Genomic DNA, 24,835 nt, shown 5'->3' with positions numbered 1-24,835 from the left:
GCCGCTGTGCCTACAAGGGTTGCGCGTCTCACGGAAAAAGGAACTTGCGTTTCACAGAGTGAGACGTGAGTATCGTTTCATGGACAACAGTAGCGGCGTCGGCGTTCTGGACAAGGCAGCCCTTGTTCTGAGCGCTCTGGAGTCCGGACCCGCCACCCTCGCAGGACTGGTCGCGGCCACCGGACTGGCACGACCCACGGCCCACCGGCTGGCCGTGGCTCTGGAACACCACCGCATGGTGGCACGTGACATGCAGGGCCGTTTCATCCTCGGCCCGCGCCTCGCCGAGCTGGCCGCGGCCGCCGGCGAGGACCGTCTCCTCGCGACGGCCGGCCCGGTGCTCACGCACCTGCGGGACATCACCGGCGAGAGCGCCCAGCTCTACCGCCGCCAGGGCGACATGCGCATCTGCGTCGCCGCGGCGGAGCGTCTGTCGGGTCTGCGTGACACGGTCCCGGTCGGCTCGACGCTCACCATGAAGGCGGGCTCCTCGGCGCAGATCCTGATGGCCTGGGAGGAGCCGGAGCGCCTGCACCGCGGCCTCCAGGGCGCCCGCTTCACGGCGACGGCCCTGTCGGGCGTACGGCGTCGCGGCTGGGCCCAGTCCATCGGGGAGCGCGAGCCGGGCGTCGCGTCCGTCTCCGCGCCCGTGCGCGGCCCCTCCAACCGCGTGGTGGCCGCCGTCTCGGTCTCCGGCCCCATCGAGCGTCTGACCCGCCACCCGGGCCGTATGCACGCCCAGGCGGTCATCGACGCCGCCGCCCGCCTCTCCGAGGCACTTCGCCGTACCGGTTGAGGGCACCCTGTCGATCCGAAGTCCGGCCTCAACGCCGCGGCAGGTCTTTGGATCGACAAGGGATTGTCCGGCCTTCTCGGGGGCGCGGGGAACTGCGCGACCGGCCACGACGGCGAGTCGGTCGACCGACGGCCGGCCGGGGCTGATCGCGCAGTTCCCCGCGCCCCTGAGTGGGTCACATGCTCCTGACCCGACAAGCGGGCCTCCCTGAGCCCGGGGACACGACGAAGGCCCTCCGCCGAAGCGAAGGGCCTTCATGTGGTACCCCCGACCGGATTCGAACCGGCGCTACCGCCTTGAGAGGGCGGCGTGCTAGGCCGCTACACAACGGGGGCGTGGAGCCTGCTGGCGTTCAGTACTGCATCGCCGCAGGTCCGAGCTGGTCTACCTGGACTCGAACCAAGACTAACTGAACCAGAATCAGTCGTGCTGCCAATTACACCATAGACCAATGTGGTTTAGACCAGTTCCGTACCCCCGACCGGATTCGAACCGGCGCTACCGCCTTGAGAGGGCGGCGTGCTAGGCCGCTACACAACGGGGGCCCTAGCGATCCTGCATGAGAGTCAGTGGGTGCGACCCTGACTGACCCTCCGGGAAGGATCTGTACCCCCGACCGGATTCGAACCGGCGCTACTGCCTTGAGAGGGCAGCGTGCTAGGCCGCTACACAACGGGGGCTTCGCGGAGTTGATCTCCGCCTGCAGATGAGCTCTGCGAGCTGGCCTACCTGGACTCGAACCAAGACTAACTGAACCAGAATCAGTCGTGCTGCCAATTACACCATAGGCCACTGGAACGCAAGCCCCTACGGGGATCTTGTTCTAGTTCTGCTCCTCCGGTTCCCGGCCTTTCGGCCCGCTCTCCGGCGGCGCAGGAAGAACATTACCCGAAGGTGGACGGGGCTCCAAAACGGGTATCGGCGCCGAGGATCGCGGGGAGTTCGGCGAGGGAGGCGATGCGGTGAGTGCCGTCGGGTGCCTCGATGGTCGCGTACGGGCCCTCGCGGGCGATCCAGACCGAGAGCAGTCCGGCGTCCGCGGCGCCCCGGCCGTCGATCTCCGGGTGGTCGCCGACGTACGCCACCTGGTGCGGGGCCAGTTCCAGGGCCTCGCAGGCCGCGAGGAAGGCGCCGGCCTCGGGCTTGGAGACACCCAGCTCGGCGGCGCACAGGATGACCTCGAAGCGGTCGTGGACGCCGAGGACGCGCAGTTTGTGGTCCTGGACGTGGATGCTGGAGTTGGACAGCACCGCGTGCCGGTGGCTGGCGGCGAGGGCGTCGAGGACGGGCAGCACGTCCGGGAAGAGGGCCCAGGCGGTCTCGTAGTGCGCGACGTACCGCTGGAACCAGGCGTCGGCCTCCGCGTCGGTCAGCTCCGCGCCGAGGAACGCCCGCACCCGGTCCCGCCGCTGCCCCTGGAAGTCGACCTCGCCCGCCGAGAACCGAGCCCACTGGGTGTCGGTGATCGCCCGCCAGCGCGCGATGGCCTGCTCGACGCTCCCGTACGCCTCCAGCAGCCCCTCGGCCGTCAGATGCAGGCGCATTCCGGCGCGGTCGGCCCCCGTGTAGTCGAAGAGGGTGTCGTCCACGTCCCAGACCACGGCCCGAATGCTCATGATCCGACGGTAACCCGGCACCCCCGGGCACGTCCGGCGTTCGCGGTGCCTCAGGAGGGGTCGGGCGCCACGAAGAAGTCCGTCAGGAAGCAGGTGACCTCGCCGGAGGCGGACCGCCCGATCCAGGTGGGGTAGAAGCCGTCGCCCCAGCCGGAGGTGAAGGCGGCGAGGGTGTGACCGGTGGAGGGCGAGGTGACCAGGTGCGGGCCGCCCGACCAGTCACTGTCCTCGAAGGCGTCCCACAGCGGGCCCTCGTCCTCCTGTGCCTCCGGGAAGGCCTCCTCCGCCGCGGCGTCGTAGAAGCAGCCGGTGCCGGCGTCCACGCCGTAGCCGAAGAACTCGTCCTCCTTGAGCTCCGCCGGGTCCTGCCCGGGGAGCAGCGCCAACTCCCAGCCCGTGGTGGGCTCGTCGCGGATGACGAGGCGGGCGGCGGCCACCCTCAGGTGGGGCTCGCCGGCCGGGGGCTCGCCGGGCCGGCTGAGGGTCGCGACGGCCGCCTCCACGCGGTAGCGGCCGGGGGTCACGGAGACCGTGAACGGCTCGACGTCCCCGGAGCCGAGGTAGACGAACGGGTCGCAGGCGACGACCCGCCCGGTGGGCAGGTCGAGCTCCCCTCCCGGGGCCACGTGGATCACTCCGGTGGTTCCGGACTCGTGGGCGAAGGTGCTGCCCGGCGTGAACAGCCAGGTGTAGTCGCGAGGGGACATCGGCATGTCAGGTGCCCTTCCGGATCTTGTGCGGACGAGCCGGAACACTAGTGCGCAGCACTGACGGCGACGCGTGAGGGGCGGCACCCGGAGTCCGGATGCCGCCCCTCACGCGCGTGTGCCCTACGCGGCGAGCTTCGCCAGCGCGGCGTCGATCCTCGCCAGCGTCGTCTCCTTGCCCAGGATCTCCAGGGACTCGAAGAGGGGCAGGCCGACCGTGCGGCCGGTGACGGCGACACGGACCGGGGCCTGGGCCTTGCCGAGCTTGAGGCCGTGGGTCTCACCGGCGGCCAGGACGGCCTCCTTGAGCGACTCCGGCGACGTCCAGTCCGCCGACTCCAGCTTCTCGCGGGCGGTGCGCAGCAGGGCGTCGGAGCCCTCCTTCATCGCCTTCGTCCAGGAGGGCTCGTCGAAGACCGGCTCGGGCAGGAACAGGAAGTCGACGTTGTCGGTGATCTCCGAGAGGACCTTGAGGCGGGTCTGGGCGTGCGGGGCGATCGCCTGCCACTTCGTCTCGTCGAAGTCCTCTGGCGCCCAGGGGGCGAAGGGGGCCCTGAGCCACGGGGCGCAGCGCTCCGTGAAGTCCTTCACGTCCAGCATCCGGATGTGGTCGGCGTTGATCGCCTCGCACTTCTTCAGGTCGAAGCGGGCCGGGTTGGGGTTCACGTCCGCGATGTCGAAGGCCGCGACCAGCTCGTCGGTGCCGAAGACGTCCTTGTCCGCGGAGAGCGACCAGCCGAGCAGGGACAGGTAGTTGAGCAGGCCCTCGGGGAGGAAGCCGCGCTCGCGGTAGAGGTTGAGCGAGGCCTGCGGGTCGCGCTTGGAGAGCTTCTTGTTGCCCTCGCCCATCACGTACGGCAGGTGGCCGAAGGCGGGCACGGTCTTCGCGACGCCGAGCTCGATCAGCGCCTTGTACAGGGCGATCTGGCGCGGGGTGGAGGAGAGCAGGTCCTCGCCGCGCAGGACGTGCGTGATCTCCATCAGCGCGTCGTCGACCGGGTTCACGAGCGTGTACAGGGGCGCCCCGTTGGCTCGTACGATCCCGTAGTCCGGGACGTTCTCCGGGGTGAAGGTCAGCTCGCCGCGGACCAGGTCCGTGAAGGTGATCGTCTCGTCGGGCATGCGGAAGCGGACGATGGGCGTACGGCCCTGGGCCTGGTACTCCGCCACCTGCTCGGCGCTCAGGTCGCGGCAGTGGCCGTCGTAGCCGGACGGCTTGCCGGCGGCGCGGGCGGCCTCGCGGCGGGTGTCCAGCTCCTCCTGGGAGCAGTAGCAGTGGTACGCGTACCCGGCGTCCAGGAGCTTGGCGGCGACGTCCTTGTAGAGGTCCATGCGCTGCGACTGGCGGTACGGCGCGTGCGGGCCGCCGACCTCGGGGCCCTCGTCCCAGTCGAAGCCCAGCCAGCGCATCGAGTCGAGGAGCTGCTGGTACGACTCCTCCGAGTCGCGGGCCGCGTCGGTGTCCTCGATGCGGAAGACCAGGGTGCCCTGGTGGTGCCGGGCGAAGGCCCAGTTGAACAGGGCGGTGCGGACCAGGCCCACATGGGGGTTACCGGTGGGCGAGGGGCAGAAACGTACGCGGACGGGTGCGCTAGCCACGCTTGACAACCTTGTTGGTGAGAGTGCCGATGCCTTCGATGGTGACGGCGACCTCGTCGCCGACGGTGAGCGGCCCGACGCCTGCCGGGGTGCCCGTGAGGATCACGTCGCCGGGGAGCAGCGTCATGGCCTCGGAGATGTTGACGATCAGATCCTCGATCGGGTGGATCATCTCGCTGGTGCGGCCGAGCTGGCGTTGTTCGCCGTTGACGGTGAGCTGGACCGTCAGGTCGGAGGCCGTCTCCAGGTCCATGCCGGTCTCCACCCAGGGGCCCAGCGGGCAGGAGGTGTCGAAGCCCTTGGCCCGCGCCCACTGCTTCTCGCGTTTCTGGACGTCCCGGGCGGTGATGTCGTTCGCGCAGGTGTAGCCGAAGATCACGTCCTTGACGCGCTCGCGCGGGACCTCGCGGCACAGGCGGCCGATGACGACGGCCAGCTCGGCCTCGTGGTGGACGTCCGCGGAGAAGGACGGGTACTGGATCTCGTCGCCGTGGCCGATCACCGAGGTGGACGGCTTGAAGAAGGCGAACGGGACGTCCGGGACCTCGTTGCCCAGTTCCTTCGCGTGGTCGGCGTAGTTGCGGCCGTACGCCACGACCTTGTTGGGGAGCACCGGCGGCAGCAGCCTGACCTTGCTCAGCGGGACCTTCGTACCGGAGAGCTCGAAGTCCGTGAACGGGATGCCCTTGATGATGTCGAGGACGAGCTCGTCCGGCCTGTCGCCCTCGACCGCGCCGAAGGCGACGTTCCCGTCGATGGAGAATCTGGCGATGCGCACGGGATCTGGGCGCCCCTCTACTCGGCCGGCTGGAGACTGACGCTCCAGGCTAACGCGGGGAGGGGGCGGCGCCTCGCGCAATACGCCCGGGTCACCTGCCCGGAGGGCGGTGATCCGGGCGCGATACGGTTACTTGGCCGCGGAGGCCGGGATCTCCATCAGGACCGTGCGCCGGGGGTTGGCGGTCTGGGCGGGGAGGTCGAGCGGGTGCTCCGGCTGCTCCGGGATCTGCAGGGCGTCGGCGTCCTCGAGGTGCGCCAGCGTCGTGCGCCGCGGGTTGGCAATGTTGCGGAACATCATCGTCGTCTTCACGGTTGTACTCGACCTCGGATGTGGTGGGTTGGGCAGATGGAGCCTTCTTGTAAAGCGTCAGGCTAAACATGCCATTCCCCTCCGAACTCGCGAAGACCCCATGATCGGCGTGTGAGTTTGCTCACTTACGTAGGGGCAAAACGGACAATCCCCAGTCCCAACTCACCCCAACGAAACGGACATTGACTCCCTGAAGCCATCATTCCGCTCCTGATCATGGCGACTGGGACACTCACCCCCGCGGGGAGACTCGCGGGTTTATGTCCGTTATCACCGAGAACGCATTCCACGCCCGGTGACCCGGCCCTCACGTGGTGTCACGTAGGTCACGGTCTGACCCACGGACCTTGTTGGAGATCCTGCACTGTGCTGGAATTCCACGGACCGCCGCGGGATCGAACCGGCGCACAGGGGGCGCTGAGAAGCGCCGAGCGGCGGTGAGCAAGGGGGAGCCAGCGCCGGTCACTCACGACCACCCGGGGTGCGTATTCAGGGCGCTCCCCACAACGCCGACACCGTGCTCCGCCGTCCTGCGGAGGAGCGCCTGGTCCAGAGGTTGCGACGCTAGTGCAGGGACGTTTCAAGAGGGATGGCAGCGCTTCGGCCGAGCCGGAGCGGCACGGCGGGACTGGCCCCAATGTCGGCAGTTCCTCCGCCCAGCACGCCCAGAACCCGGGCCCGTCGGGCGACGGCGGCTCCGGCACCGCGCGCCTCGGCACGTCGGCGTCCCCGGGCCCGGCGGCCGTGCCGACGGTGAAGCCCCCGAAGGGCCCGAGCGGCCCGGGGTCGCGCATAGCCCTGCGCAACTGGCGCATCTCCACGCGCCTGGTGTCGCTGCTCGCGCTCCCCGTCGTGGCGGCCACCTCGCTGGGCGCGCTGCGCATCAACGACTCCATGGACGACATCCAGCAGCTCGACAACATGAAGCTGCTGACGGAGATGACCAAGCAGGCCACCGAGCTGGCCGCCGCCCTCCAGGAGGAGCGCGACCAGTCGGCCGGCCCGCTGGCGCACAACTCCACGGCGAGCAACATCACGGTCAAGGGCTACCGGAACAAGACGGACCGGGCCGCGACGAACTTCATCGCCGCCGCGGAGGACATCGACACCTCCAGCAAGGACGGCAACCTCCAGGGCGTCCGCGACAGCCTCGTCGGCCTGGTCCGCGACCTGGACACGCTCAGCAAGATCCGCAGCGACGCCTACGAGACCCAGGGCAACGCCACCCAGACGGTGGAGTCCTACCACCGCCTGATCACCCACCTGCTGGACCTCTCCCAGGACATGGCCGAGGCCACCAGCAACCCGGACATGATCCAGCGCACCCGCGCCCTGGCGGCCTTCTCCTCCGCCAAGGAGTACGCGTCGGTCCAGCGCGCGATCCTCGCCGCGGCCCTGCCGGCCAACAAGACGACCCTCGGCGACCTCAGCGAGAACGACCGGCTGTACGCCCAGGGCGCCCTGGAGAGCGAGGAGTCCGACCTCAACAGCTTCCGGAGCATCTACGGCGACGACGGCGCCGAGGAACTCCTCAAGCCCATCGAGAACGGCAGCTCGACCATCGAGGCCGCGGACCAGTACGCGGGCCGTGCCTTCGGCCGCCCCGAGGGCCTCGCCGACCTGGACCGCCGCTCCTACAAGGACTGGGTCGACGACAGCTCGACCAAGATCCAGGAGATGGGCCGCATCGAGCACACGCTGCTCGAGGACATGGAGCAGAAGGCCCGCGAGCTGCGCAGCGCCACCGAGCGCGACGCCATCATCGCCGGTGCGCTGATCCTGATCGTGCTGGGTGTCTCCCTGGTCGGCGCCTTCGTCGTCGCCCGGTCCATGATCCGCTCGCTGCGCCGCCTCCAGGAGACCGCCACCAAGGTCGCCCAGGACCGGCTGCCCGAGCTGGTCAAGCAGCTCTCCGAGTCCGACCCGCAGGACGTCGACACGTCCGTGGAGTCGGTCGGTGTGCACTCCCGGGACGAGATCGGCCGCGTGGCCGCGGCCTTCGACGACGTGCACCGCGAGGCCGTCCGCCTCGCCGCCGAGCAGGCCCTGCTGCGGGGCAACGTCAACGCGATGTTCACCAACCTCTCGCGCCGCTCCCAGGGCCTCATCCAGCGTCAGCTCTCGCTCATCTCCGAACTGGAGTCCCGCGAGGCCGACCCGGACCAGCTCTCCTCGCTCTTCAAGCTCGACCACCTCGCGACGCGTATGCGCCGTAACGGTGAGAACCTCCTCGTCCTCGCGGGTGAGGAGCCCGGCCGCCGCTGGACCCGTCCGGTCCCGCTGGTCGACGTGCTCCGCGCCGCCGCGTCCGAGGTGGAGCAGTACGAGCGCATCGAGCTGGCCGCCGTGCCGACCACCGAAGTGGCCGGCCGCGTGGTCAACGACCTCGTGCACCTGCTCGCCGAGCTGCTGGAGAACGCGACCTCGTTCTCCTCGCCGCAGACCAAGGTCAAGGTCACCGGTCACGCGCTGCCCGACGGCCGCGTCCTGATCGAGATCCACGACACCGGCATCGGCCTCTCCCCCGAGGACCTCGCCGCGATCAACGAGCGGCTCGCCTCGCCGCCCACCGTGGACGTCTCCGTCTCCCGCCGCATGGGCCTGTTCGTGGTCGGCCGGCTGTCCCAGCGCCATGGCATCCGCATCCAGCTCCGCCCGTCCGACTCCGGTGGTACGACCGCGCTGGTCATGCTGCCCGTCGATGTCGCCCAGGGCGGCAAGAAGCCCCAGCCCAAGCCCGGCCAGGGTGCCCCCGGCGCCCCCGCCGCGGCCCAGGCCGCAGCCGGTGTGGCCGCGGCCCGTCGGGGGGGCAACGGCCAGGGCGGCGGCCCCCTCGGCGGTGCGCCCGGTGGTCCGGGCGGCGGCGCCCTCGGCGCCGGTGCCCCCTCGGGCGGACGGCTCAACGCCGGTCAGGGAGCGCGGGCCGCGCTGCCCGGCAGCGGTGGCCAGGGCGGTCGCCCCGGTGCGCCGGGCGGACCGCGTGGACCGCAGGGTCCGGGCACTGCCCCGCAGGGCCGGCCCGCTCCGGCCGGTGCCGGCTTCGGCGGCCAGGCGCCGGGTGCCCCGCAGGGCCTCCAGGCGGCGGGCACGGGCGGTCCGGGCCAGGACGCCTTCAGCGGTCAGGACGCTTTCGGCGGCGGCCAGGACGCCTTCGGCGGCCGGGGTTCCGTACCCCCGCAGGCGCAGGCCCCGAACCAGGGCCAGGCCCCCGAGCAGCAGCAGGGCCGGCGCCGTCGGCCGCAGCTGCCGGGCCGCGGCGGTGCGCGGGCCGAGCTGCCCGGCGGCAACCAGCAGCCCCGCACGCCGAGCTGGAGCGACGAGAACGCGCAGCCGCCGGTGCCGCGCGCCTCTCTCGACGTCCCCCGCGGCCACGACGAGCAGGACCCCGCCGCCACCTCGCGCATGCCGCGGATCGAGGACCACCAGGGCCCGGCGAGCACCTCCGAGTTCCCCCGCCCGGACTTCGACGCCCCGCAGAGCACCGGCCAGTACCCGCGGCCGGGTGCGAACGGCCCGCAGGGCGACTTCCCCCCTCCGGGTGCGGTCGGCCCGCAGAACACCGGCCAGTTCCCGCGGCCGGGCTCCAACGGTCCCCAGGACACCGGTGAGTTCCCGCGCCCCGGCGCCAACGACCCGCAGAACACGGGCCAGTTCGTCCGCTCGGACATCTTCGGCGCCCAACCCGCGAACAACGGCTCGCAGACCGGGCAGTTCGCGGCTCCGCAGGCGTACGACAACGGCTCGACGGGCCAGTTCCCGACGCCGGGCTACGACAGCGGCTCCACCGGACAGCACTCCCTGCCGGGCCGTCAGGACCCGTCCTCCACGGGCCAGTTCGAGCGCCCCCAGACCAACGGCGCCGACTTCGGTGCCCCGCGGCCGCCCATGCCGCCGCGGCCCCAGCAGCAGCGGCAGGTCCGCCCGGAGCCCGAGGCGCTCCCGCCCGCGGGTCCCGGAGACGGCCGTACGCCGCTGTACGACACGTTGGAGACCAACTGGTTCCACGGCGGCCAGCAGCAGGGACAGGGGCAGCCGGCCAACGGCGGCGCCTCCTCCCCCGCGCAGGCCCCGCGGCAGCAGCAGGCTCCGGCGGCCCCCCAGCGTCCCGCGGCCTCCGCGGCCTGGCGCAGCTCGCCGAACGACGACCTCGTCCGGCAGGCGGAGCGCGTCCGGCAGCCGGCCGCGGGCGGTGTCACCACCTCCGGTCTGCCGCGCCGGGTGCCCCGGGCGAACCTCGTCCCGGGCACGGCTCAGCAGCAACAGCACCAAAGCGGTCCGGCTGTCTCGCGTGCGCCTGACGACGTGCGCGGCCGGCTGACCAATCTCCGTCGGGGTATCGCGCAAGGTCGTCAGGTCGGCGGCAACGGCCAGACGGGCAGTTTCCCGAACCCCACTCACCAGCAGGAGCGTTAGTTGAGCCCGATGAGCCAGGCGGCACAGAACCTCAACTGGTTGATCACCAACTTCGTGGACAACACCCCAGGGGTGTCCCACACCGTCGTCGTGTCCGCCGACGGCCTTCTGCTGGCGATGTCCGAGGGCTTCCCGCGCGACCGTGCCGACCAGCTGGCGGCCGTCGCGTCGGGGCTGACCTCGCTCACGGCGGGCGCCTCACGGATCTTCGAGGGCGGCAGCGTGGCCCAGACCGTCGTGGAGATGGAGCGGGGATTCCTCTTCCTCATGTCCGTCTCGGACGGTTCCTCGCTCGCGGTCCTCGCGCACCCGGAATGCGACATCGGCCTCGTCGGCTACGAGATGGCACTGCTCGTCGACCGTGCGGGAGCAGTGCTCACGCCCGATCTGCGAGCCGAGCTGCAAGGCAGTCTGCTCCACTGACCCGACCGGATCCACCCGTCTCACCAAATCACCGTCCGGCCGCCACAATCCCCCCACCGGCCCCACCAGACGGCTAGCCAGATCGACTTGCTGTCCCGCCCGGAGGATTCATGACCCCGCCCACCGCCTCTCATGATCCGTACGCGGAGCCGTACGAGGATGAGGGCGACCAGCCGCTGGTACGTCCGTACGCGATGACCGGCGGCCGGACCCGGCCGCGCTACCAGCTCGCCATCGAGGCCCTGATCAGCACCACGGCCGACCCGGCGGCACTGATGGGGCTCCTCCCCGAGCACCAGCGCATCTGCCACCTGTGCCGTGAGGTGAAGTCGGTCGCCGAGGTCTCGGCACTGCTCGCCATGCCGCTCGGGGTGGCCAGGATCCTCGTCGCGGACCTCGCCGAGGCCGGCCTGGTGGCCATCCACCAGCCGGGCGGCGACGAGAACAACGGCGGCGCTCCCGATGTGACGCTGCTCGAAAGGGTGCTCAGTGGACTTCGCAAGCTCTGACGCGGGGCGGGCCACCACCTCCGCGAAGATCGTGGTGGCGGGCGGCTTCGGCGTGGGCAAGACCACGTTCGTCGGCGCGGTCTCCGAGATCAACCCGCTGCGCACGGAGGCCGTGATGACGTCCGCGAGCGCGGGCATCGACGACCTCACCCACACCGGGGACAAGACGACCACCACGGTCGCCATGGACTTCGGCCGCATCACGCTCGACCAGGACCTGATCCTGTACCTCTTCGGTACGCCCGGACAGGACCGCTTCTGGTTCATGTGGGACGACCTGGTCCGCGGCGCCATCGGCGCGGTCGTCCTGGTCGACACCCGGCGCCTTGCCGACTGCTTCCCGGCGGTCGACTACTTCGAGAACAGCGGCCTGCCCTTCGTCGTGGCCCTCAACGGCTTCGACGGGCACCAGCCGTACGCTCCCGAGGAGGTGCGCGAGGCCCTGCAGATCGGGCCGGACGCACCGATCATCACGACGGACGCCCGGCACCGGTCGGACGCCAAGAGTGCCCTGATCACCCTGGTCGAGCACGCCCTCATGGCACGTCTGCGGTAACGCCCCGAAGACATGTCGACCAGCTCCCAAATCAAAAGCGTCATACGGCAGTTGTCGTAGATGTCCCGGAGCCGGCTGTGGCCTTGGACACGGTCGGCCCCGGTGTTCATAACGTTTCGGCAGAGGAATCGGGTGGTACGGCCACGCGTGGTTGCCAACCGGTCTCGCTGCGCGCACAACAGCCCCGTCATTTGACGGGGCTCGCTCTTTATGACCGTTTTATCTGGGGCTTACATCACGCGGAATCCCCGCGTACCACTGTTTGGAGGTGCGCTGGCCGTCGTGCTGGAATGCCTGAACTGCCCAATAGTCAAAGACGTACTCACTAGTCGATGACGTACTGGGCTCTGAGAGACTGCGGCACAACGTAGGTGCCGACCCCTCCGAGAGGTTGTTGGTCGAGTGAGGCGAAGCAAGAACGGTCCCGAGCCGTCGGCCCGGGGCAACTTCACCCCGCCGCCGCGCGGAGCGGCGCCCGCCCCTGTGCCCGGTCCCGAGCCGACGGCCGCGCCGCCGTCCAGCGGCGGCCGGTTCTCCCCGCGCAACTGGCGGGTGCCCACCCGGCTGAACGCGATCCTGCTCATACCCGTGATCGTCGGCCTCGTCATGGGCGGCTTCCAGGTCAAGAGCTCGATCGACACCTGGCGGGAGGCCGAGGACGCGGAGAGCACCGCGCGTCTGGTGCGGGCCGCTCTCAGCTACGCCGACGCCCTCTACAACGAGCGTGACAGCACCGCCGCCCCGCTGCTCAGCGGCCAGGGGCAGGACAACGCCACGGTCGTCGCCGCCCGCAAGAAGACCGACGAGGCCGCGGACGTCTTCGACGAGGCCGCCCAGAACATGCCGCAGAAGGCGGGCCTGGAGCGCCGCCTCAAGCTGTTCCGGGACGGCGAGGGAAACCTCCAGACGCTGCGCGCCGGCGCCTACACCTCCTCCAAGCTGACCGGGGTGAAGACCGAGGAGGGCTACACCCAGGTCGCGCACCCGCTGACCGAGTTCGCCAACGAGCTCGGTCTCGGCACCGGAAACATCACCAGCTACGGCCGTACCGTCTACGCCATCGAGCTCACCAAGGCGGCGCTGTCGCTCCAGCGCTCCATCGGCATGCACCTGCTGATCAAGCCGGGCCCCGGGCTGAGCAGCTTCGCCAGCCAGAAGGTCGCCCTGTCCTCGTACGCGTACCTGGAGGGCATCGCCGTCGAGGAGTACGTCGGCGGTGGCACCGAGGCCGACGCGGCCAAGCTCGACACCGCGAAGAAGCAGATCCAGACGGAGGGCGCGGCGCTGGCCAAGGAGGCCGCCGCCAAGAACCCCGACTACGTCCCGCCGCCGTCCAACCCGACGGAGATGGTCGCGAGCATCGCGCAGCTCCCGTCGATGGACGAGAGCGCCCGTCAGGCGCTCGGCAAGGACGGCGTCACCGCGGAGAACTGGTGGGCGGTCAACACCCTCAAGTACAACGCCTACCGCCAGATCGAGACCGATCTCGCCGACACCGCGGTGAACGAGGCCGCGAGCATCGCCGACAGCGCCAAGCGTGACGCGTTCATCGTGGGTGCCGCCGTCGTGGTGGCCCTGCTCCTCGCGTTCATCCTGGCCGGCGCGGTCGCCCGGCAGATGTCCCGCTCCATGCGCCAGCTCCGCAACGCCGCCTTCGGCATCGCCGAGCAGCGCCTGCCGATGCTGGTCGACCAGCTCTCGCGCACCGACCCGGGCCGGGTCGACACCCGGGTCGCGCCGATCCCGATCACCACCAAGGACGAGATCGGCGAGGTCGCCCGCGCCTTCGACCAGGTCCACCGCGAGGCCGTCCGGCTCGCCTCCGAGCAGGCCCTGCTGCGGGGCAACATCAACGCGATCTTCACCAACCTGTCCCGCCGCAACCAGTCGCTGATCGAGGGCCAGCTCACCCTGATCACCGACCTGGAGAACAACGAGGCGGACCCGGACCAGCTGGAGAACCTCTTCCGCCTGGACCACCTCGCGACCCGTATGCGCCGCAACGGCGAGAACCTCCTGGTCCTCGCCGGCGAGGAGCCCGGCCGCCGCTGGGACCAGCCGGTCCCGCTGGTCGACGTGCTGCGCGCCGCCTCCTCCGAGGTGGAGCAGTACGAGCGCATCGAGCTGTCCGGCGTCCCGGAGGCCGAGATCCACGGCCGCGCGGTCACCGACCTCGTGCACCTGCTCGCCGAGCTCCTGGAGAACGCCACGACGTTCTCCTCGCCGCAGACCAAGGTCCGCGTCACCGCGACCCGGCTGCCCGACGGCCGCATCATGATCGAGATCCACGACAAGGGCATCGGCCTGACCGCCGAGGACTTCGCGGACATCAACCACAAGCTGGCCAACCCGCCGACCGTGGACGCCGCGATCTCGCAGCGCATGGGTCTGTTCGTGGTCGGCCGGCTGTCCGACCGGCACGGCATCCGAGTCCAGCTCCGCCCCTCGGGCGAGCAGGCCGGCACCACCTCGCTGGTCATGCTGCCCGACGCGATCACCCATGGTGGCGGTGGCGAGCAGCAGCCGGGCGGCGACGAGTTCACCGTCTCGCAGATCATGCCGGAGCAGCAGTACCAGGGCGAGGACTTCAACAACGGTCTGCCCATGCGTACGGCCGCGGAGCTCGGCTTCGACGACAGCCGCTACTCCGAGGTCCCGGACGACATACGCGAGCTGGACCCGGTCGGCCGCTCCCTGATGCGCGAGGAGCGGCGCGCGGCCCTGGAGTCCCAGAACCAGGACCAGCCGGCCGCCCTGCAGGGCCCTGAGCCGTCGTACGGCGACGGGTTCGACGCCTCCTCCGGCGCCCAGCAGAACGGCTACGACAACGGCCGCAACGGCTATGCCGAGCAGCAGCCGGCCGCGTACGACCAGCAGACGCCGTACGAGGAGGCGCAGCAGGCTCCGTACGAGGAGCAGCGGCAGACGGCGTACGAGGAGCCGAACCGTCCGGCGTACGAGGAGCCGTACTTCGCGCAGAACGGCGGCCTGCCGCAGAACGACACGTTCTCGCAGGGCGGCGGCTACCCGGAGCCCTCCTATGCGGAGCCGGTCCAGGAGGAGCCCGCGGCGGTGCACGCCGCCGCCCCGGAGACCTTCTCGGGCTTCGAGGAGCGCCGCTACCAGGATGACTGGCCGCAGTCGGACGGTTACCGGGGCGGCTACCCGGACCAGTACGCTCCGGAAGCGGAATCCGTACAGGCCGCTGACGTGAGTGAGCGTGACCGCGTAGGCTTCGACCGTCCGGGGCCGGCCCCCGCCTCCGTGGGTCACGAGCTGACCGACGCCGGGCTCCCCCGCCGTGGCTCCACCGGGAGCGGCTCGAACGGCACGCGGAACGCGAACCAGGAGCCGTCGGCATCGGCGCCGGAGAGCAACGGCGGCGGCGACATCTGGCGTTCGGCCAACGACGCGCGGTGGCAGCAGGCCTCCCAGCTCCGGAAGCCCAAGGCGGGCGGGGTCACCTCCTCCGGCCTGCCGCGGCGGGTCCCCAAGGCCAACCTGGTCGAGGGAGCCGCCGAAGCCACCCACCAGGGAGGCCCACAGGTCTCCCGCGCCCCCGAGGACGTCCGGGGCAGGCTGAGCAACCTGCGCCGCGGTGTCCAGCGGGGCCGCAACGCAGGCAGTGAAACGAACGGCCAGGGCTTCGGTCCTGACAGCACCTACAACCAGGAGCGTTAGTGTGAGCCCGATGAGCCAGGCGGCGCAGAACCTGAACTGGTTGATCACCAACTTCGTGGACAACACCCCGGGGGTGTCCCACACGGTGGTGGTCTCCGCCGACGGACTCCTTCTGGCGATGTCCGAAGGCTTTCCGCGCGACCGTGCCGACCAGTTGGCGGCCGTCGCCTCCGGTCTGACCTCGCTGACCGCGGGTGCCTCGCGGATCTTCGAGGGCGGCAGCGTGAACCAGACCGTTGTGGAGATGGAGCGGGGATTCCTGTTCATCATGTCCATCTCCGACGGTTCGTCGCTCGCGGTTCTCGCACACCCGGAGGCGGACATCGGCCTCATCGGGTACGAGATGGCTCTCCTGGTGGACCGTGCCGGTACGGTTCTGACGCCCGATCTGCGTGCGGAGCTCCAGGGCAGCCTGCTCAACTGACAGACAGACGGTGCGTTTTGGCGTCCCGGGGCCGTAAGGTTTCGGGACGCGGCTCCACACAGAGTGATGGGTGCCTGGCACAGTCGGAGGAGGAGAGAAAGTGGCAACACCCCCAGGTGGTTCATCTGGCAATTGGTCGTACGGCCCTGGCCAGGGTCAGAACGACGGTTCCCAGAACCCGAACCGCTACAACTTCCCCTCCGCACCGAGCCAGCGGCCCCAGCAGCCGTACACGCCCCAGGGCCCCGGGCCGTCGCCGTACGACCAGCCGCCGGCCCCGCGCATCCAGCCCGTGCAGCCGCAGCGGCGCTCCGAGCCGGCGCCCGCCGGGGCGTCCAACAACCCCTTGGTGCGTCCGTACGCCATGACCGGCGGCCGGACTCGCCCGCGCTACCAGCTCGCCATCGAGGCGCTGGTGCACACCACCGCGCAGCCGCACCAGATGCAGGGCCAGTTGCCCGAGCATCAGCGGATCTGCAACCTCTGCCGTGAGATCAAGTCGGTGGCCGAGATCTCGGCGCTCCTGACGATCCCTCTCGGCGTGGCCAGGATCCTCGTCGCCGACTTGGCGGAGGCGGGCCTGGTCGCCATCCATCAGCCCGGCGGCGACGAGAACGCCGGCGGCCAGCCAGACGTGACACTGCTCGAAAGGGTGCTCAGTGGACTTCGCAAGCTCTAGCGGCGGTCCTTCCCGCTCCACCACCTCGGCGAAGATCGTGGTGGCGGGTGGCTTCGGCGTGGGCAAGACCACGTTCGTCGGGGCCGTTTCGGAGATCAACCCGCTGCGCACAGAGGCCGTGATGACGTCCGCGTCGGCCGGCATCGACGACCTCACCCACACCGGGGACAAGACGACCACCACGGTCGCCATGGACTTCGGCCGCATCACGCTCGACCAGGACCTGATCCTGTACCTCTTCGGTACGCCCGGACAGGACCGCTTCTGGTTCATGTGGGACGACCTGGTCCGCGGCGCCATCGGTGCGATCGTCCTCGTCGACACGAGGCGCCTTGCCGACTGCTTCCCGGCCGTCGACTACTTCGAGAACTCGGGGCTTCCTTTTGTGATCGCCCTCAACGGCTTCGACGGCCAGCAGCCGTACAACCCGGACGAGGTCCGGGAGGCGCTGCAGATCGGTCCTGACACGCCGATCATCACGACGGACGCGCGGCATCGGGCCGATGCGAAGTCTGCTCTCATCACGCTGGTCGAGCACGCGTTGATGGCTCGCTTGCGGTAGGTGGTTCTAGCGGCTACCGGGCTGCCTCGGGCGGTTGTGTGCCGTCTGCGGCAGCCTTGTGGTTGCTCGCGCAGTTCCCCGCGCCCCTAAAGACAAAAACGCTTGAGGGCCCCTCTCTTTGGAGAGGGGCCCTCAAGCGTCGTACAGGCTCAGTGCCAGCTGTGCGGGGCGCGGAAGCCGCCCTCGCGCTCCAGGCGGCGCCAGCCGGCCCTGGGGCGGCCTCGGTGGGCCGGGACGGACGACGGGGCGGCCGCCGCGCGAGCCAGGAGGATCGCCGTGATGGCGGCGACTTCCTCGGGCTCGGCGTGGCCCTTCTCGACGCGGATGTCAGGGGTGCTCATAGGTCACAGTCTCCGTGAGAGAGGTTTCCGCGAGGGTGTCGCGGAGGGTCCGCGGGGTTACTGCGGGGGGTTGCCGTGCTTGCGGGAGGGCAGGTCGGCGTGCTTCGACTGGAGCATCGCCAGGGACCGGATCAGGACCTCGCGGGTCTCGGTCGGGTCGATGACGTCGTCGACCAGGCCGCGCTCGGCCGCGTAGTAGGGGTGCATCAGCTCGGACTTGTACTCCTTGACCATGCGGGCCCGCATGGCCTCGGGGTCCTCGGCCTCGGCGATCTGGCGCCGGAAGATGACGTTGGCGGCACCTTCGGCACCCATCACCGCGATCTCGTTCGTCGGCCAGGCGTAGGTGAGGTCCGCGCCGATGGACTGGCTGTCCATGACGATGTAGGCGCCTCCGTAGGCCTTGCGCAGGATCAGGGAGATCCTCGGCACGGTGGCGTTGCAGTAGGCGTACAGCAGCTTCGCGCCGTGCCGGATGATTCCGCCGTGCTCCTGGTCGACACCCGGGAGGAACCCGGGGACGTCCAGGAAGGTGACGATCGGGATGTTAAAAGCGTCACACATCTGGACAAAGCGCGCAGCTTTTTCCGATGCCTCGATGTCCAGGACACCGGCGAGCGTCGAGGGCTGGTTGGCCACGATGCCCACCACCTGGCCGTCGAGACGGGCCAGCGCGCAGATGATGTTGCGGGCCCAGCGCTCGTGGACCTCCAGGTAGTCGCCGTCGTCGACGATCTCCTCGATGACCTTGGCCATGTCGTACGGCCGGTTGCCGTCCGCGGGCACCAGGTCGAGGAGCACCTCGCCGCGCCGGTCGGCCGCGTCGGAGGACTCCACGCGCGGCGGGTTCTCCCGGTTGTTCTGCGGGAGCATCGACAGCAGGTAGCGCACCTCGGCGAGGCACGTCTCCTCGTCGTCGTAGGCGAAGTGGCAGACCCCGGAGGTCTCGGCGTGCACGTCGGCGCCGCCGAGGCCGTTCTGGGTGATCTCCTCGCCGGTGACCGCCTTCACGACGTCCGGTCCCGTGATGAACATCTGGGAGGTCTCGCGGACCATGAAGACGAAGTCGGTGAGGGCGGGGCTGTAGGCCGCGCCGCCGGCGCACGGGCCGAGCATCACCGAGATCTGCGGGATGACACCCGAGGCCTTGGTGTTGCGCTGGAAGATGCCGCCGTAGCCGGCGAGGGCGCTGACGCCCTCCTGGATACGGGCGCCCGCGCCGTCGTTCAGCGACACCAGGGGCGCGCCGGCTGCGATGGCCATGTCCATGATCTTGTGGATCTTCGTGGCGTGGGCCTCGCCCAGGGCGCCGCCGAAGATGCGGAAGTCGTGGGCGTAGACGAAGACCGTACGGCCCTCCACGGTGCCCCAGCCGGTGATGACACCGTCGGTGTACGGCTTCTTGGCCTCCAGGCCGAAGCCTGTCGCCCGGTGCCGGCGGAGCTGCTCGACCTCCTGGAAGGAACCCGCGTCGAGGAGCAGCTCGATGCGCTCCCGCGCGGTCAGCTTGCCCTTGGCGTGCTGCGCCTCGGTCGCCTTCTCGCTGGGGCCGGCCAGGGCCGTCGCACGGATCTCGTGCAGCTCGGCGACCCGCCCGCGCGCGTCCGTCGGCTCGCCCGTCGACTCACTCGGCGCCTCATCCAAAACGGTCATGTAGCGACCTTACGAAGACCCGCGAGAAAAGCGAGCCGTCGACTCCTCACAGTCTCCGGCCCGTTTTCCTGGTGCGACCGAACAGAACCCTGGAACCATGCAGGCGTTCCGACTGCTCAGGGGGCCTGCCGCTTGTAGGGGTCGTACAAAGTCAGAGCGTGAGAGCCACCTCACATTCGTGAGAAGCGCATGCCATCCCCGGAGTGACCCGCAGGTGCAGCAGGCGGCCGATGGCGAGCACCTCGACCGTGTCGTCGGCCCGCAGGACCGAGCGCACGGGCCGGTTCCAGACGATCTCCAGCGGTTCGCCCGAACGGGGTGGTTCGCTGACGCAGAGGGTAGCGGTACGGCCGATGCGGCGGACCAGCACGCTCGCCCCCGCCGACGCGGTGAGCGGGCCCGCCGTGCCGGCCCGCCAGAAGTTCGCGGCGGTCAGGCCCAAGCGGTCGACGCGGACCGCCTGGCACGCGCTGTCGTTGGCGAGGACCGACAGCCAGCGGTGGTCGGCGGCGCGGGCGGCGACCGTGCGGCGGGAGGCCCCGGGCATCAGGACGTAGGCGTAGGAGGCGTCCACGGGGTCGGTGCCGTGGTCGAGCCAGAGGGTCTGCCAGCGCCGGGTGCGCCGCTCGGTCGTACCGGAGGTGTTGATGTCGGACCAGGCGCCGGTGCGGTCCTCGCGGAGCACGCGCAGGCCGTCGGGGACGAGCCAGCCTCCGTGCCCCTCCAGATGCGCCCATCCCCGCCCTCGCGCGAACGCCTGGGTGCCGCCCTCCCCCAGGTTGCGGTTGTCGACGACCGTCTCGACCGGGACGCCGTCGGCGCAGGTGATGCCGGCGCCGAGGCAGATCACGGCGTCCGCGACGCAGAACCACGACTTGCGGGCCTGGAGCGTCGACTCCAGCCCCTTCAGGTGCTGGCCGATCGCCGCGTACTCGCCGTCGGTGGTGCCGCCGACCCAGCGGACGTCCGGTTTGGGCTCGCCCCATTCACCGCCGGCCCGGTCGGGAAGGCGTCTGGTGGAGACGGTCGTCCCCGGGAGGCGGTACCAGTCGACGGTCGGCCAGTACCAGTCGGTGTACTGGCCCGAGTCGGCGGCCCACCAGGAGAGCATTCCGGCGCCGGTGTGCCAGCCGCGCGGGTTCTCGCCGTTGCCGCATTCGTAGGCGGCGATCCGGTCGCTCGCCATGGCGATGTTCGCGACGAATCCCGGGCGGCGGTGGACGGCCCTGTCCATGGCGGCGAAGAGGGTGTGCCCGACGGGCTCGGGGGCGGCCGGGACGGGGGACGCGGCCACCGCGTGCAGCCGGGCGAGGTCGGCCACCCCGAACTGGCGTGCCGTCAGGATCGGCGCCACGGTGTCCCGTTCGATCCAGCCCTTGACCAGGCCGTGCCAGCGGGTGCGCTGCGCCTCGCCCGCCCCGCCCGCGAGCAGCGCGACGGCGGCGATGATCCCCTGGCCGTGGTAGTGGTCGCCGCGCAGGACCCGGCGCTCGTCGCCCTTGAGGTGCCCCCGGCTGATGGCGCGGCCGTTGACGCTGTCCATCACCAGCCCGTCGTGGATCAGCGGGGCGTAGGCGCGCTCGACGCTGTCGAGGACGGTCTGCCGGTTCGGGTCGGTCACCTCCCACGCGGAGCCGGCGAGCAGGGCGAACAGGCGCCCGAGGCCGTCGAGCAGGACCTGGCCGTAGGTGCCGGAGTAGGCGACCCAGGTGTGCTGGACGAAGGAGCCGTCGGCGTAGAGGCCGTCGCCCTTGGTGACGTACGGGAAGACCGGCGAGAGGGCGTCGCGGGCGAGGGCGATCCGGTCGGGGGCCCGGCCGAGGACGCCGCGCAGGGCGACGGAGCGGCACAGGTCGACGCGGTTGGCGCCGGTGGAGGTGCCGGAGTAGTCGGTGAGCATGGTGTCGGGGATGAAGTGGTCGACGGCTGCGCAGGCCGCGGCCCGCTGGCCGTCCGTGAGGTGGTCGTGGAGGGCGGCCGTGACGTCCATGAGGAGCCGGGGGCTGCCGATCTGCCATTCCCACCAGTTGCCGTAGCGGGCGGTGGTGGGGTTGTAGACGGTGGCGGAGAGGTGGTCGAGACCGCGCAGGACGTCCGCGAGGAGGGTCTCGTCGCCGGTCGAACCGGTCCCCTGCTGGACGTACGCCTGGGTCATGGTCCACAGGCGGCTGTAGCTGCGGGTGATGCCGGACGGAGGGTCGTAGGGCAGGCCGGGCCAGAGCGAGGCGGGCGCGGGGGCCATGGAGGCCTGGTGGCCGCGGGCGAGTTCGCCGGTCTCGGCGAGGCGGGAGGCGTAGGGCTCGGCCGCCGGGTCGTAACCGGTGCCGAGGGCGATGTCGAGCCAGCGCCGGCGGAGGGTGTCGTAGGGGTCGGCCGTCGCGGCGCGAGCGGGCGGGGCGGCGGTGGCGGTGGCGGTGGCCAGGAGTGCCGCCGCGAGTAAGACGGCTCTGCGGGTGGGCCGTACGGGGTCTCTGCGCTGCGGGTTCATACAGGGCCGTCTACCACCGCGGGGGGATCACGCCAACACTGCGCGGATGATGTTGAAACTTGTATGGAATAGGTCTACGGTCGTTCGCGTTGACTGGTTCAACGTTCAACATCCTCACTCAAGGGAGTTCCGTCATGGCGAACACCGACCTGACCGCACTGACCGGCGACTACACGATCGACGCCGCCCACTCCACCATCGGCTTCACCGTGCGGCACGCCATGGTCACCAACGTCAAGGGCAAGTTCAACGACTTCAGCGGCTCGCTGCACCTGGACGGCGGCGACCCGTCCGCGTCGACGGCCTCCATCGACGTCAAGATGGACAGCATCGACACCGGTTCCGAGGACCGTGACGGGCACCTCAAGAGCGCGGACTTCTTCAAGATCGAGGAGTTCCCGACGATGACCTTCCGCTCCACCAAGGCGGAGGCGCTCGGCGACGAGGACTACCGCATCACCGGTGACCTCACCATCCTCGGCACCACCAAGCCGCTCACCATCGACCTCGAGTTCAACGGCGCCGCCAAGGACCCCTTCGGCAACGAGCGCGTCGGCTTCGAGGGCAAGGCCGAGATCAAGCGCTCCGAGTGGGGCCTGACCTGGAACGCGGCCCTGGAGACCGGTGGCGTCCTGATCTCCGACAAGATCAAGCTCAGCTTCGACATCTCCGCGATCCGCAACGCGTGACCTTGTCGCCGCGGCTCAGCAGGTGCGCCGGTACGGGACATCCGGGAGGTACGTCTTCCAGACGGCCTCGGACAGGCCCGAACCGGCGCGCTCGCAGACCTCGGTGAGCAGTCGCCGCGGGTCCAGGTCGTACCGCTGGACGGGGACGTGGACGCCGGAGGCGTAGAGCGTGCCGTCGGCGCCGAACGCCAGGGCGCGTATCTCGTCGCCCGGGGTGGGCAGGGCGGTCCCGAGGAGCCGCTGGGACGCCAGGTCCCACAGATGCAGAACCCCGGCCGATCCCGCGACCGCGAGCGTACGGCCGTCGGCGGAGAAGGCGAGCGCGGTCACCGCGCCGGCGGCGTCGGCCACCGGGTCGGACGTCGTGCCGTCCAGCACACCGAGACGTGCCCGCGCCGCCCCGTCCCAGAGGGTGACCCGGCCCAGGACGTCCCCCACGGCCAGGCGGGAACCGTCGGGCCCGAAGGCCGCGGTGGTGACCAGGTCCTCGCCGAGCACGCGCGGCTCCATGCGCCCGGTCCGCAGGTCGGCGACCAGCCCCTCCTGGGTGACCAGACCGGCTCCGTCGGCCCGCAGGGCCAGGCCCACGCCCTCCGACCCGGAGGTGACGACGTCACCGGGCCGGCCGCTGCGCACGGTCCGCACCCGCTTCTGCCGGCGCACGTCCCACATCTCCACGACGGGGCGCTCCGCGGACCGGTACACCAGCAGGGTGCGCCCCTGCTCGTCGAGGGCGAGGCCGTCCACCGCGCGCGAGCCGTCCTGGGCGACGCCGACGGTCACGGCGGCCCGGACGCGCCGGGTCCCGAGGTCCCACACCGTGACGTCCGGCGCTCCCCTCTCCCCCGGGTCGTCCGGGACACGGCCGATCGCCAGGTGCATGCCGTCGCCGCTGAGCGCCATGAGGTCGGCGCAGGGCTCAGCGCCGGGACACGGCCGCCTCGGCGGCTCGAAGACCACCCGCCCGCTGCGGGTGTCCAGCACCTGCACGCGCCGCTCGCCGCCGGTCTCCACCGAGCGGGCCAGGACGCGGCCGTCGTCGGAGAGTTCCGCGCGGTACGCCGTCGGCCGCTCCCAGCGAGCCGACGCGGCGGTGCCGAGGGCCAGTGAACGGACGACGGTCCCGGAGCCGCCGAGATGGCGCACCACCCCCGCGCTCCGGTCGTGGACCACATCGTCCCACTCGTCGGCGACGATCCGCCGGCTCACCACGGCCACCTGCGGATGGGCCGCCCGCCACACCACGAGCCGGTCCGGTCCGGTGCCCACGAGGAAGGTGCCGTCACCGCCGGGCCACACCTGCGTCAGCCCGTCGGCCCGGAAGGTCGGGCCCGCGCGGCCGGTGCGCAGGTCCCACCCGTGGATCCCGTCCTCGCCGGCGACGGTGAGTGTGCGGCTGTCCGGGCTGAAGTCCATCGCGTGGTCGCGGCATTCGGCGGGCCGCGCCTCGGCGACCCAGGCGGCCGAGACCTTCCGCCGGTGCGTGAGATCCCAGAGCTCCAGTTCCCGGCCTCCCGTGCACAGGGCGAGCCACCGGCCGTCCGGGCTGGCGGCGACACCGTCCACACCGCCGTCGGGTGCGGGGACGCGCAGGGTCGAGCGTCCGCTGCGGGGGTCGTAGGCGCGGACACCGCCGTCGCCCCAGTCGACGGCCACGAGTGAGCGCGCGGTGAAGTCGAACGGGGTCTGCATGGCGTCCACGCCGGGCAGCGTCCGCGTCACCCGCGCGGACCGTACGTCCCACAGCTCGACACGGTCCCCGGCCAGCAGCGCGAGGGTCCGGCCGTCCGGGCCGACGGCGGCCGGTACGCCGTCCATCAGCTCGCCGGGGCCGGGCGCGGACAGGGTGAGCCGGCGCGTGCGCAGGTCCCAGATGCGGACCCGCTCCGCCGTCACGGACACCACGGACCTGCCGTCCGCCGTCAGCCGGTGCACGTCGTTGCCCGAGCCGTCGAAACCGGTGTCCGCGCCCGGTACCGCGAAGACGTCCTCGTCCCGCTGGGCCATCGCCCCGATCAGTGCCGACCGGGTCTCCGTGGTGTCGGCGAGCCGCGCGGCGGCCACGCTGAGCCGCATCGCCGTGCGCGGGTCGGAGAAGCGCATGCCGTCCGCGACGGCGGCGACCCGGCGGGCCTCGGCCTCCACCCGGCGGCGGTCGCTGGTGCGGTTCTGCTGCCAGGCGGCGGCCCCGGCGACGAGCGCGAGCACGAGGAGGGTGGCGAGGGCGCCGACCAGTCCCCGGCGCCGGCGGAGTTCGCTCCTGCGCGCGGCACCGCTCGCCGTGAGGAAGGCCCGCTCCTGCGGGGTGAGCGACGCCCCGGCCAACTGCTCCCGCGCCGTGGCCAGCCGGGTGCCGCGGTACAGGGCGCCCGGGTCGCGGCCGAGGTCGTCCCAGGTGCGGGCCGCCTCGGTCAGCCGGCGGTGCACCCGCAACTGCTCGCGCTCCTCGTCGATCCAGCCCGCCAGCCGGGGCCAGGCGGTGATCAGTGCCTCGTGCGCGAGGTCGACGGTGCCGTGGTCGAGGGTCACGAGCCGGGCACGGGCCAGGCGGTCCAGCACGAGGGAGACGTCGGAGGGGGTGGCCGGCTGGTGACCCTCGACCACGGCAC

At 71.0% G+C, this 24,835-nt stretch carries 19 protein-coding genes and 5 tRNA genes; 10 read left to right on the top strand and 14 right to left on the bottom strand.

Annotation, left to right across the window (positions count from 1 at the left end; genetic code table 11):
• Window positions 1-79: 79 nt before the first annotated feature.
• Window positions 80-796: an IclR family transcriptional regulator NdgR gene (gene ndgR, locus AOJ26_RS24735; protein ID WP_007384919.1), complete on the top strand. Its 717-nt coding sequence runs from the start codon at window positions 80-82 to the stop codon at window positions 794-796.
• Between the two features lie 259 nt (window positions 797-1,055).
• Here ndgR and AOJ26_RS24730 read toward each other — a convergent pair.
• The 10 genes from AOJ26_RS24730 to AOJ26_RS24685 form a co-directional block, all read right to left on the bottom strand.
• Window positions 1,056-1,131: transfer RNA gene (locus AOJ26_RS24730), tRNA-Glu, on the bottom strand.
• A 44-nt stretch (window positions 1,132-1,175) separates the two neighbouring features.
• Window positions 1,176-1,247: transfer RNA gene (locus tag AOJ26_RS24725), tRNA-Gln, on the bottom strand.
• Window positions 1,248-1,268: 21 nt separating this feature from the next.
• Window positions 1,269-1,341 (bottom strand) — tRNA-Glu (locus AOJ26_RS24720).
• Between the two features lie 62 nt (window positions 1,342-1,403).
• Window positions 1,404-1,476 (bottom strand) — tRNA-Glu (locus AOJ26_RS24715).
• Between the two features lie 40 nt (window positions 1,477-1,516).
• A tRNA-Gln gene (locus AOJ26_RS24710) sits at window positions 1,517-1,588 on the bottom strand.
• Between the two features lie 92 nt (window positions 1,589-1,680).
• Window positions 1,681-2,412 (bottom strand): HAD family hydrolase, encoded by a 732-nt coding sequence (locus AOJ26_RS24705; RefSeq protein ID WP_053850548.1) that lies wholly within the window; start codon window positions 2,410-2,412, stop codon window positions 1,681-1,683.
• A gap of 50 nt (window positions 2,413-2,462) precedes the next feature.
• On the bottom strand, window positions 2,463-3,125 hold the full coding sequence (locus AOJ26_RS24700; RefSeq protein ID WP_053850547.1) for a DUF4241 domain-containing protein: 663 nt from the start codon (window positions 3,123-3,125) through the stop codon (window positions 2,463-2,465).
• Window positions 3,126-3,242: 117 nt separating this feature from the next.
• Window positions 3,243-4,727 (bottom strand): glutamate--tRNA ligase, encoded by a 1,485-nt coding sequence (gene gltX / locus AOJ26_RS24695; protein WP_078960016.1) that lies wholly within the window; start codon window positions 4,725-4,727, stop codon window positions 3,243-3,245.
• Complete coding sequence (locus AOJ26_RS24690; RefSeq protein ID WP_053850545.1) at window positions 4,711-5,496, bottom strand: fumarylacetoacetate hydrolase family protein; 786 nt, start codon at window positions 5,494-5,496, stop codon at window positions 4,711-4,713. Before AOJ26_RS24690 ends, gltX begins: the two co-directional genes overlap by 17 nt.
• A 129-nt stretch (window positions 5,497-5,625) precedes the next feature.
• On the bottom strand, window positions 5,626-5,808 hold the full coding sequence (locus AOJ26_RS24685; RefSeq protein WP_053850544.1) for a hypothetical protein: 183 nt from the start codon (window positions 5,806-5,808) through the stop codon (window positions 5,626-5,628).
• Window positions 5,809-6,375: 567 nt separating this feature from the next.
• Here AOJ26_RS24685 and AOJ26_RS24680 point away from each other — a divergent pair.
• The 8 genes from AOJ26_RS24680 (at window position 6,376) to AOJ26_RS24645 (ending at window position 17,055) form a co-directional block, all read left to right on the top strand.
• A complete protein-coding gene (locus AOJ26_RS24680; protein ID WP_053850543.1) occupies window positions 6,376-10,221 on the top strand; it encodes a nitrate- and nitrite sensing domain-containing protein in 3,846 nt (1,281 codons plus the stop codon).
• 9 nt (window positions 10,222-10,230) lie between these two features.
• On the top strand, window positions 10,231-10,644 hold the full coding sequence (locus tag AOJ26_RS24675) for a roadblock/LC7 domain-containing protein (RefSeq protein WP_003993189.1): 414 nt from the start codon (window positions 10,231-10,233) through the stop codon (window positions 10,642-10,644).
• Window positions 10,645-10,754: 110 nt separating this feature from the next.
• Window positions 10,755-11,153, top strand: a complete 399-nt coding sequence (locus tag AOJ26_RS24670; protein WP_003973454.1) for a DUF742 domain-containing protein — start codon at window positions 10,755-10,757, stop codon at window positions 11,151-11,153.
• Window positions 11,134-11,709, top strand: a complete 576-nt coding sequence (locus tag AOJ26_RS24665; protein WP_007384912.1) for a GTP-binding protein — start codon at window positions 11,134-11,136, stop codon at window positions 11,707-11,709. Before AOJ26_RS24670 ends, AOJ26_RS24665 begins: the two co-directional genes overlap by 20 nt.
• A 402-nt stretch (window positions 11,710-12,111) precedes the next feature.
• The gene (locus tag AOJ26_RS24660; RefSeq protein WP_053850542.1) at window positions 12,112-15,390 is read left to right on the top strand and encodes a nitrate- and nitrite sensing domain-containing protein; all 3,279 of its coding nucleotides are present in this window, start codon (window positions 12,112-12,114) and stop codon (window positions 15,388-15,390) included.
• A 10-nt stretch (window positions 15,391-15,400) separates the two neighbouring features.
• The gene (locus AOJ26_RS24655) at window positions 15,401-15,814 is read left to right on the top strand and encodes a roadblock/LC7 domain-containing protein (RefSeq protein ID WP_004983065.1); all 414 of its coding nucleotides are present in this window, start codon (window positions 15,401-15,403) and stop codon (window positions 15,812-15,814) included.
• A gap of 100 nt (window positions 15,815-15,914) precedes the next feature.
• Window positions 15,915-16,493: a DUF742 domain-containing protein gene (locus AOJ26_RS24650; RefSeq protein WP_053850541.1), complete on the top strand. Its 579-nt coding sequence runs from the start codon at window positions 15,915-15,917 to the stop codon at window positions 16,491-16,493.
• A complete protein-coding gene (locus tag AOJ26_RS24645; protein WP_009314218.1) occupies window positions 16,474-17,055 on the top strand; it encodes a GTP-binding protein in 582 nt (193 codons plus the stop codon). Before AOJ26_RS24650 ends, AOJ26_RS24645 begins: the two co-directional genes overlap by 20 nt.
• 149 nt (window positions 17,056-17,204) lie before the next feature.
• On the opposite strand, the gene AOJ26_RS24640 is transcribed toward AOJ26_RS24645, so the two are convergent.
• From AOJ26_RS24640 to AOJ26_RS24630, 3 genes are all read right to left on the bottom strand, one after another.
• Window positions 17,205-17,396, bottom strand: coding sequence for an acyl-CoA carboxylase subunit epsilon (locus AOJ26_RS24640; RefSeq protein WP_053850540.1), 192 nt, complete (start codon window positions 17,394-17,396; stop codon window positions 17,205-17,207).
• A gap of 57 nt (window positions 17,397-17,453) precedes the next feature.
• Window positions 17,454-19,049: an acyl-CoA carboxylase subunit beta gene (locus tag AOJ26_RS24635; RefSeq protein ID WP_053850539.1), complete on the bottom strand. Its 1,596-nt coding sequence runs from the start codon at window positions 19,047-19,049 to the stop codon at window positions 17,454-17,456.
• 151 nt (window positions 19,050-19,200) lie between these two features.
• A complete protein-coding gene (locus tag AOJ26_RS24630) occupies window positions 19,201-21,537 on the bottom strand; it encodes a polysaccharide lyase 8 family protein (RefSeq protein WP_053850538.1) in 2,337 nt (778 codons plus the stop codon).
• A 134-nt stretch (window positions 21,538-21,671) separates the two neighbouring features.
• Here AOJ26_RS24630 and AOJ26_RS24625 point away from each other — a divergent pair, with 134 nt between their 5' ends.
• Window positions 21,672-22,226: a YceI family protein gene (locus AOJ26_RS24625; RefSeq protein WP_053850537.1), complete on the top strand. Its 555-nt coding sequence runs from the start codon at window positions 21,672-21,674 to the stop codon at window positions 22,224-22,226.
• A 15-nt stretch (window positions 22,227-22,241) separates the two neighbouring features.
• Here the strand turns inward: AOJ26_RS24625 and AOJ26_RS24620 are convergent.
• Window positions 22,242-24,835, bottom strand: a 2,594-nt coding sequence (locus tag AOJ26_RS24620; protein WP_053850536.1) for a WD40 repeat domain-containing protein, incomplete at its 5' end; no start/stop codon positions are given.

This window comes from Streptomyces sp. NRRL B-24085, from assembly GCF_001282115.1.
Lineage (GTDB): Bacteria > Actinomycetota > Actinomycetes > Streptomycetales > Streptomycetaceae > Streptomyces.
Note: the sequence above shows the minus strand (reverse complement) of the source record. Positions and strands in the feature narration are given on the sequence as shown.